At 62.7% G+C, this 8,155-nt stretch carries 9 protein-coding genes; 3 read left to right on the forward strand and 6 right to left on the reverse strand.

From position 1 onward, the window contains the following. Positions 1-7: 7 nt before the first annotated feature. The 6 genes from EOB59_RS07535 to EOB59_RS07560 form a co-directional block, all read right to left on the reverse strand. Complete coding sequence (locus EOB59_RS07535; RefSeq protein ID WP_128288079.1) at positions 8-1,000, reverse strand: ATP-binding protein; 993 nt, start codon at positions 998-1,000, stop codon at positions 8-10. A 355-nt stretch (positions 1,001-1,355) separates the two neighbouring features. Continuing rightward, positions 1,356-3,326 (reverse strand): relaxase/mobilization nuclease RlxS, encoded by a 1,971-nt coding sequence (gene rlxS / locus EOB59_RS07540; protein WP_128288080.1) that lies wholly within the window; start codon positions 3,324-3,326, stop codon positions 1,356-1,358. Positions 3,327-3,504: 178 nt separating this feature from the next. Continuing rightward, positions 3,505-4,188, reverse strand: coding sequence for a lytic transglycosylase domain-containing protein (locus tag EOB59_RS07545; protein ID WP_128288081.1), 684 nt, complete (start codon positions 4,186-4,188; stop codon positions 3,505-3,507). Then, the gene (locus tag EOB59_RS07550) at positions 4,176-4,724 is read right to left on the reverse strand and encodes a S26 family signal peptidase (RefSeq protein ID WP_029354919.1); all 549 of its coding nucleotides are present in this window, start codon (positions 4,722-4,724) and stop codon (positions 4,176-4,178) included. The genes EOB59_RS07545 and EOB59_RS07550 overlap by 13 nt, the downstream gene beginning before the upstream one ends. Beyond that, complete coding sequence (locus EOB59_RS07555) at positions 4,721-4,990, reverse strand: helix-turn-helix domain-containing protein (RefSeq protein ID WP_127808966.1); 270 nt, start codon at positions 4,988-4,990, stop codon at positions 4,721-4,723. Before EOB59_RS07555 ends, EOB59_RS07550 begins: the two co-directional genes overlap by 4 nt. Before the next feature lie 181 nt (positions 4,991-5,171). Then, positions 5,172-5,495 carry a DUF736 domain-containing protein gene (locus EOB59_RS07560; protein WP_128288082.1) on the reverse strand — a complete coding sequence of 108 codons (324 nt, stop codon included), beginning with the start codon at positions 5,493-5,495 and terminating at the stop codon, positions 5,172-5,174. Positions 5,496-6,507: 1,012 nt separating this feature from the next. Here EOB59_RS07560 and EOB59_RS07565 point away from each other — a divergent pair. The 3 genes from EOB59_RS07565 to groEL all read left to right on the forward strand — a co-directional run. After that, positions 6,508-6,816, forward strand: a complete 309-nt coding sequence (locus tag EOB59_RS07565) for a hypothetical protein (protein ID WP_024505643.1) — start codon at positions 6,508-6,510, stop codon at positions 6,814-6,816. Positions 6,817-6,917: 101 nt separating this feature from the next. Continuing rightward, positions 6,918-7,214 carry a co-chaperone GroES gene (gene groES, locus EOB59_RS07570; protein WP_006203049.1) on the forward strand — a complete coding sequence of 99 codons (297 nt, stop codon included), beginning with the start codon at positions 6,918-6,920 and terminating at the stop codon, positions 7,212-7,214. Positions 7,215-7,278: 64 nt separating this feature from the next. After that, on the forward strand, positions 7,279-8,155 hold an 877-nt coding region (groEL, locus tag EOB59_RS07575), incomplete at its 3' end, for a chaperonin GroEL (protein ID WP_128288083.1).

Below are 8,155 nucleotides of genomic sequence, written 5' to 3' on the forward strand. Positions count from 1 at the left end.
GCTGTCGCTACTCAGACAGCGAAGCCTGCCGGCGTTCCTTCAGAGCGTCGATGAGCGCTTCCGAGGTGATCCGCTTCCCCCCCCGCAATATGATGGTTTTTGCAGCGTCGTCGGCCGCGCGGGTGATCTCGGCCTGCGACAGTCTCTCTGCCTGAGAGATCGCCTCGTTCCAGGCAAGCCCTCTGGTGTCGAAGCGGTCGAGTCGAGCCCGAAGCAGCGCCTCGATAATCGGCCGATCGGGCACGGCGTATTCGATGACATCGTCGAAACGGCGGAACAAAGCTCTGTCGAGCAGCTCGGGATGATTTGTTGCCGCAATAATCAGGCTGTGGCTGTCGTCTTGCTCGAGAAACTGCAGAAACGAATTCAGCACGCGCCGAATCTCGCCAACATCCTGGCGTTCGCCTCGACGCGCGCCGATGGCATCGAATTCGTCAAAGACAAAGAAGTAGACGCCCCGCGTCGCCTGCATTGCATCAAAAACAAGCCGCAGCTTTCCGGCAGTCTCTCCCATGAACTTGGTGATCAAACCATCGAGAACGATCATGAAAAGGGGCAGATGAAGCTCCCCGGCCAATGCCGATGCGGTCATCGTCTTGCCTGATCCTGGCGGGCCGACCAGAAGCAGTTTGCGACGGGGAACAAGCCCGTGCTCGCGCAAGCTTGCTTGTTGGCGCTGCTCTCCCAGCACGCGGTGCAGGCGCGAGCGCAGACTGTCCGGCAAAATCATGTCGGTCAGTCGCAGGTCCGGATAGCGCACATGCAGGAGGCCTGCGAGTTCGCCCTTTGGCTGAAAAAGGGGAACCGGCCGACTGCTCTTGGCAATCCGGGCGTCCCTGCTCTTGGCTGCGTCGACCAGATCCTTGAGCTCCTGAGCAAGCTTGCCATGGCCTTGACGTGCCTCATGCGCAGCAAGCTGCATCGCGATAGAGAGGAAACGATCCTCGTCGCCGGCAATGTGGCTTTTAAGCAGCGTCACGATATGGCGGGCCGTGGTCATGGCTCTCTTCTGGGGTATCCGTTTACTTGGCGAAGCGCATGCAACCTAAACGCTTTCAACGGCGATTTGTATCGCGCAATGGTGTTTTTTCTCTTGTCGATGTTCGCCCGTGGCAACTTCAGCGGTGAACTGTTGCGCCGCGGTCATAGGCCAGCCGGAATAACGCCGGCCAGCAGACAACAGTCCGCATCTTCGAGCGCTCGAAGTCTGGCCACTCACGCAGCGTGTCGGGTCCGAACGCTCCAAAGCCGCCCCGCCTGGCAGGTCCATGCGACCGATTGCGGGCGTGCGGCCATAAGGTCTACGCGGGCTCGCATGGCTGCCCGCGCCGCTGGCTAAAAAGCTGTACACCATCTCACGAAACACCAGGTCCGCTCCTTTGCCGGCCGACGGTCCATGAAATCCCCTCCCCACTCACGACACCGGAGACCTCCTTGCCCACATGGCGCTCAAGCACCGGCCGCCATGGCACCAGCGTGAACTCGCGCGACTTTTCAACGACCGCATATTTTCCGCTGGCAAGCTCGACGGAGCGGCGGAGCGTACCCTCTACTCGTCCTCCGGATCGCGCTTCGGCATAGGGCAGGCCAAGTTCCTCCGACAGTTGGCCAGCAACACGGTTCAGTTCTCGCTGGCGCAGGATCGAAAGCATGTTGGCTCGATAGACGATCCCATCCTGTTCTTTATGCGCGAGGCCTTGCGCGATCAGCCACTGCCGCCGGCGAGCTTGCGCCTCTCTCACGTCGCGGCCGAAGCCGGATCCGTGCAAAGGCTCGGGTCTATCGGCAACCAGCTCCCGGTCGAGCCAGGTGGCGCCGTTGAAGCTGACCTGTCGCTCCAGCGCCATTGAGGAGAGCTTGTCGGCAACGACAGGCTCGGCCCTGGCCCGCTGGCCCTCATAATTCGCGACGCGATCGAGATGGTCCGGCGCGATGAGCCAGGTGCCGTTCGGCTCTCGCTCGACGCCGCCGGTCGCGCGGCGGATCGCCTCCAGCCGCCGCACATGCGTTCGCGCAAAGCTCTCGGTGGCGGATGGGTCATGCTTCAGGTGCATATCGACGTCGTAACGGCCGCCATGCGCGGCGGCGATTTCGGCGATGGTACGATCGACCTGCCTCGGCTCGGTGTTCCTTGGCGCGACACGCACGATGCAGCCATTAGGCATCGTTTCCATCGCCTCGCCTCTACCGATGTTGATCCAATGGCTCTTACCGTCGACGGCGTCGACGATCATGTAATGGCGGTCATTGATCTCGTCGGCCAGTCCACGCGCGACAACGCGACCGACGAGAGACTGGACGGGCTCGTCGGCTCGATCGTGGATCACCCAGTCGGCGGTACTGCGGGCAAGCCCCTTGCCGGTCAGTTCGCGGTGCATGGTCTTGATGATGTCGCCGCGTTCGCCGGTGCGGCGCAGCGTGGCTTCGAGCTCATCGTCGAGGCGCCAGGAGCCAGCGCCGACCTCCGCGGCCAGACCCATCCGCTCGAGCTTGCGCAGCCGTCCCTGGTGCAGCGTCTGGCGAATGGCGTCGGGACCGCCCGGCGAGACCAGGCCGTCATCATCACGCATGCTGAGCAGCCGACGGTCGATGCTGGTGAAGCGTTCCTGCTCCATTTCCCGGCGCAGGCGAAGCTCAATCTCGCGGTCGGTTCGCGGACCGAGATCGAGGCTGACCAGCTCGGCCGCCCGCTCGCGGATGCCAGATGAGATATATTCGCGCGCGATGACCAGGTTCTCGCCACGGTCGTCCCTGCCACGGACGATGATGTGGCTGTGCGGGTGGCCGGTGTTGAAATGATCGACCGCGACCCAGTCGAGCTTCGTGCCGAGGTCTTCCTGCATCTGCGCCATGAGCCGCCGCGTCAGCGCCTTGAGGTCGTCGTACTCGATGCCGTCTTCGGCAGCGACGATGAAGCGGAACTGATGGCGGTCGCCGTCCGCGCGATCGATGAACGCCTTGCCGTCGACGCGGCCGCTGTCGGCGCCGTAGAGCTCGCCAGGTTCACCTTCGCGGGTGACCCCGTCGCGCTGAAGATAGCGTAGATGGGCACGCGCCCCGTCCGCGCCCTTGCCGGCGAGCTTGACGACCCGCGCCTTGACGATCACCCGGCGCTGGCGGAAGGCGGCATACCGGTCGCGCGATTTCAGCAGTGCGGCGGCCGCCCCGCCGCGCCCTGTCCGGCTTCCGGTGAAGCGACCACCGCGTTGCGGCCGGCCGCCAGCCCGGTTGATCGCCGCACGAACCTGGCCGGCATAGCGTTTGCCGGCCTTCGAGCCGCGCGACCCGATTTTGCCGAGCTTCGGCCTGAACTCGTCATCCTTAATGCGAGCCTCCCAGACATATCAAGCAAAATCAGACACTTACACGTCCAACCCTCTTGGCACCGGCGGCAGCCTCCCGGAAAAACGATGTGCAGACAAAGATTTAACCGCCTCCTGGAGGCGGTACCTTTATCTTGCCGTACGCGCCCAGCCCCGCCAGACGCGCCCCCGTCCGCCATGGCTAACGCACCGGCTCCTTCGGCTGCGCGCCGTCCTTGCCGAGCGGCACGAAGAGATCGCCGTTTCGCACGCCTGAGTGAACACCGTCATGAATGAAGAACAGCGACCGTCCGAGAGGAGCGATTTGCGCCTTTGGAGCGACAGATTGGCTTTCGAACGCCTCGATGTCGGCCGCCGAAACTCCGGCCGCCTTGAGTTGGTCGAGGTACTCGACGGTCTCTTCTGGCAGCGGTTTGCCACGCTTCAAATGCCCGGCGTAGCGCTCGGGACCGGCATTGTAGGCGCCAAGCAGGCCAGGAAATCCGAAGCGGTCATACATGGCACTGAGATAGGCCGTACCGGCCAGGATATTGTCGCGCGGATCGTGGGGGTTAGGCCCAAGGCCGTGTTCGACCCGCATCTCTTCATAGGTGCCGGGCATCACCTGCATGAGGCCCATGGCGCCAGCGGGGGAGGTGATGGGGCGGCCGCCGCGCATTGTCTTGCCGCCGCTTTCGGCAGCCATGACGGCATAGATCCAGGCTTGGGGAATATGGAAGCGCCGGCTTGCTTCCGATACCAACGTCTGCCACTTTCGCAGCTGCGGACTTTGGGAGATGGCGACCGGCTCAGCGCCGGTCGAGGCGGAACAGGCGCATGGCGCAATGGCGATCATGCCCAACAAGAGGAGGGTCACTCGGTCCATAGTGGTACGAGCCTCCCGATGACATTTTGAGTGGGAACAGGCCCGAAATAGCGGCTGTCGAAGGAGCGGTTTTTGTCGCTGCCGAGCAGGAAAACCTCGTTATCGCCGAGCGCTCGGCAGCCGTTCCACCATGGCAAAGGTCGGCCTTCGGCGTCGATTTTGAGCCGGCGCGCGACGATGTCGCCGCCGATGATGATGGCGTCATTGAAGGCGCAGACATTATCGTCCGGCAGCGCTGCAAGACGTTTTGCCAGCGGCACATTGCGAGGCAGATAGCTGCGCTCGGCGGCGAGATACGCCGCGTATTCAGGCGGGCGCACGAGCACGAGATCGCCACGCGCCAGCGCTCCCGCAGCGATGCGGTAAAGGCCGATCGGCGCGCTGGCCGAGGCGTTCCAGACCAGCCAAGGGGTGGGCTTTCCCAGCGCCGTGAAGCCCAAAAGACCGAGACCGGCCGCGGCCAAGGCGACCGTCTTACGGGCTCGAACACGCCTCAGGCGGCTGCCGATCAGATGGATGGAAGGGCGCCGCCTCATGAACGGCCTCCCGTGCCGCCCTGGCCGGAACCGGCCTTGCCATCGCCGGCGATGGAGTGCTGCGGGTTTCCTTTCGACCAATGGTCGAGTTCGTCGATGTGATAGCGGACATAGCGGCCGTGCTTGCGGAATTTCGGGCCGCCGCCCTTGAGCCGCATCTTTTCGAGCGTGCGCTGGGAAAGCCCTATATAGAAGGCGGCTTGGGCTGTGCTGAGAAACGGGCTGCCCTTTTTCGCGCGGGCCGCGCGTTCGTTTTCGTCTTCCATGATGATCCTCGTTTCGCTTCGGACAAGCGAGGGCGAGGATGGGCGAGGGAGATCGTCTCGGGGACGGGCGAAGAGTCGGGGGAGAGTTTTCGCCGCCCTTTAGGGCGGACGGGGTTTGGGTGGAACTCCTGGGAATGAGCCCCGCGCCGGGGCTGCGGCGCGAGGCTCTTATCTCGGCCGGTCAGTCGGCCGGCTTCCAGATGATGGCGTAGGTGTCGTGATCGTCCTGGCCGGCGGCGCGGCCGAGATTGGCGTAGAGCTTGCGCGGTCCGAACTCCGGCGCTGCAATCGACAGGCTCACATAATCCTTGCCGGAAGTCTCGCCGGTGCGGATCCAGCCGGCGCCGACTTCGACCCCTTGCGTAAGCACCCGGAAGTCGGGATGGTTATCGGCGCTCTTGGCCTGGTTGGGGACGATATCGATGTCGGCGCGGACGCTGAGCGTCTTGAGCTGGCCCTTGTAGGCGCCGTTTTCCTGCTTGTTGACGTAACCGATCGCGGTCATTTCGAAGTCTCCTTTTGTGGTTTCGCCGGGGACCATCCCCTGCGATGGCGCACCGTAATGGGCGCGTCAGGACCGCCTGAATCCGACAGGGCCGCAGCGACAGTGAAGGACCCGAGCGGGCAGCTTTTTTGTGAGCGAAGCGGCGCGAGGAAGCCGCCGCAGGCGGCGGGGAAAAAAGCTGACGGCGCGAGGGTTTCGGGCGGCCGGACCCGCCCATAGGTCGACAAGCCAGCCGCAGGGATGGTCCTTGGAGAGAGCATGGAGACCGCTCGCCAAGTGCGGTCTGTCAGCCAAGCAGGACGCCGGGATGAAACGGCCTGCAAAGATGCTGCGCCCTTATGCCGGATCGAGATCGTGCCAGCGGGTCGGGCGCCAGAGCAGACATCCGGCATGGTGCGATCTATGAAAGCAGGGCTCGCCAGCGGGAATTTAATACGCGAAGGGGCCAAAGTAAGGCTGGATGAGAAGCCGGTGCTACCTGCAGGTCCAGTGTCATGTGGCGGCGCTCGGGAAACCGCTACGCAATGTAACGCGCTCTTATGAGGCGAACAGACCGGCCCCAAAACCGATCGACCGGTGGTCGGCACGAAACGCGTCATGCCTGTCCGAAAGCTGACAGTGGCAGAAGACGCATGTCGGGTTCCGCACAATTGACCATGCTGGATTTGTGAGGTTTTCAGGGAGAGCCATGCGTTCACTTCCCAGTGAGCTTTGGCACGGCATTTGCTCTTGAGATGTGGCAACACGGATCGAAGGTTGACTGCATGCACAAGCGCGAGATGAGCAATGCTCTCCTTTCCTGGAGGCTTGGCAGCAGATTCGATTTGACGTTGCGAGGAGCTTCAGCCGCTCGCGGCGGAAGTGATCTCAAATCTGAAGGCACCGTTGGGGCCGCAGCCATCAAACACATCTTTCTCTTTTTCGCAGCTCGTCTTCAACGCGATGCGGACTTCTTCGCGTCGACGGCGGCCGAAGGTGGAGAAGGGGCTCGACTTGCAAAAAGGAGTTGTCAATGACGTCTTACGTTCGCACCAACAGCCCGGCGCAGGTGCGCTCACTGTCCACCTTTGGCAAGCATCTGCAAAGGAGCGTGCTGACGGCGACGCTGCTTGCCGCGGCTTCGACGGGAAGTGAAGCGCAGCCCTATGTTCGTGCTGACGGCAGCACGATTGACGACTTGGAAGCGGCGCGCGCAAGTTGGCGTCATGACGCCGAATTCAATGGAAATGTGGGGCTCGCAGCCATCAACACGGATGCCGCGTATGCGTTGGGTTCCACGGGGAGGGGGCCAGAGCTCCTCGCCTGCCCTCGTCCGTCTTGACGAGTGCCCGATTACAGCCTACCTCACTATCGCGTTAGCACTCGTCCATCGCGAGTGCTAACAAAAACCCCTCAACATCCGCACCAGGGAAAAATCCGAAAATGGCAAAGTCGAAGTTCCGCCCGCTGCATGACCGCGTGGTCGTTCGCCGGGTCGAATCCGAATCCAAGACCGCTGGCGGGATCATCATCCCCGACACGGCAAAGGAAAAGCCGCAGGAAGGCGAGATCATCGCCGTCGGCTCCGGCGCTCGTGACGAAGCTGGCAAGCTGGTCCCGCTGGACGTCAAGGCCGGCGACCGCATCCTGTTCGGCAAGTGGTCGGGCACCGAAGTCAAGCTCAATGGCGAAGACCTTCTGATCATGAAGGAATCCGACATCATGGGCATCATCGGCTGATATCAGGCCTTTCCCCGTCAACTGAATTCCCGGGCTCGATTGAAGCCCCTGCCAGGAGCTAAAAATGGCTGCCAAAGACGTAAAATTCTCCCGCGATGCCCGCGAGCGCATGCTGCGCGGCGTCAACATCCTCGCTGACGCGGTGAAGGTCACGCTCGGCCCCAAGGGCCGCAACGTCGTCATCGACAAGTCGTTCGGCGCCCCGCGCATCACCAAGGACGGCGTTACCGTCGCCAAGGAAATCGAGCTTGAAGACAAGTTCGAGAACATGGGCGCGCAGATGGTCCGCGAAGTTGCTTCGAAGACCAACGACATCGCCGGCGACGGCACCACGACCGCAACCGTTCTGGCGCAGTCGATCGTCCAGGAAGGCCACAAGGCGGTTGCCGCCGGCATGAACCCGATGGACCTGAAGCGCGGCATCGACCTCGCGGTAACCGACGTCGTTGCGACGCTGATCAAGAACGCCAAGAAGATCAAGACCTCGGAAGAGGTTGCCCAGGTCGGCACCATCGCCGGCAACGGCGATGCTTCGGTCGGCTCGATGATCGCCGAAGCGATGCAGAAGGTCGGCAATGAGGGCGTCATCACGGTCGAGGAAGCCAAGACTGCTGAGACCGAACTCGAAGTCGTCGAAGGCATGCAGTTCGACCGCGGCTATCTCTCGCCCTACTTCGTCACCAACGCCGACAAGATGGTTGCGGATCTGGAAGACGCTTACATCCTTCTCCACGAGAAGAAGCTCTCCAACCTGCAGGCCATGCTGCCGATCCTCGAGGCTGTCGTGCAGACCTCGAAGCCGCTGGTCATCATCTCGGAAGACGTCGAAGGCGAGGCTCTGGCCACGCTAGTCGTCAACAAGCTACGTGGCGGCCTGAAGATCGCCGCCGTCAAGGCGCCGGGCTTCGGTGATCGCCGCAAGGCCATGCTGGAAGACATCG

Source organism: Mesorhizobium sp. M7A.F.Ca.MR.176.00.0.0, assembly GCF_004023165.1.
GTDB lineage: Bacteria > Pseudomonadota > Alphaproteobacteria > Rhizobiales > Rhizobiaceae > Mesorhizobium.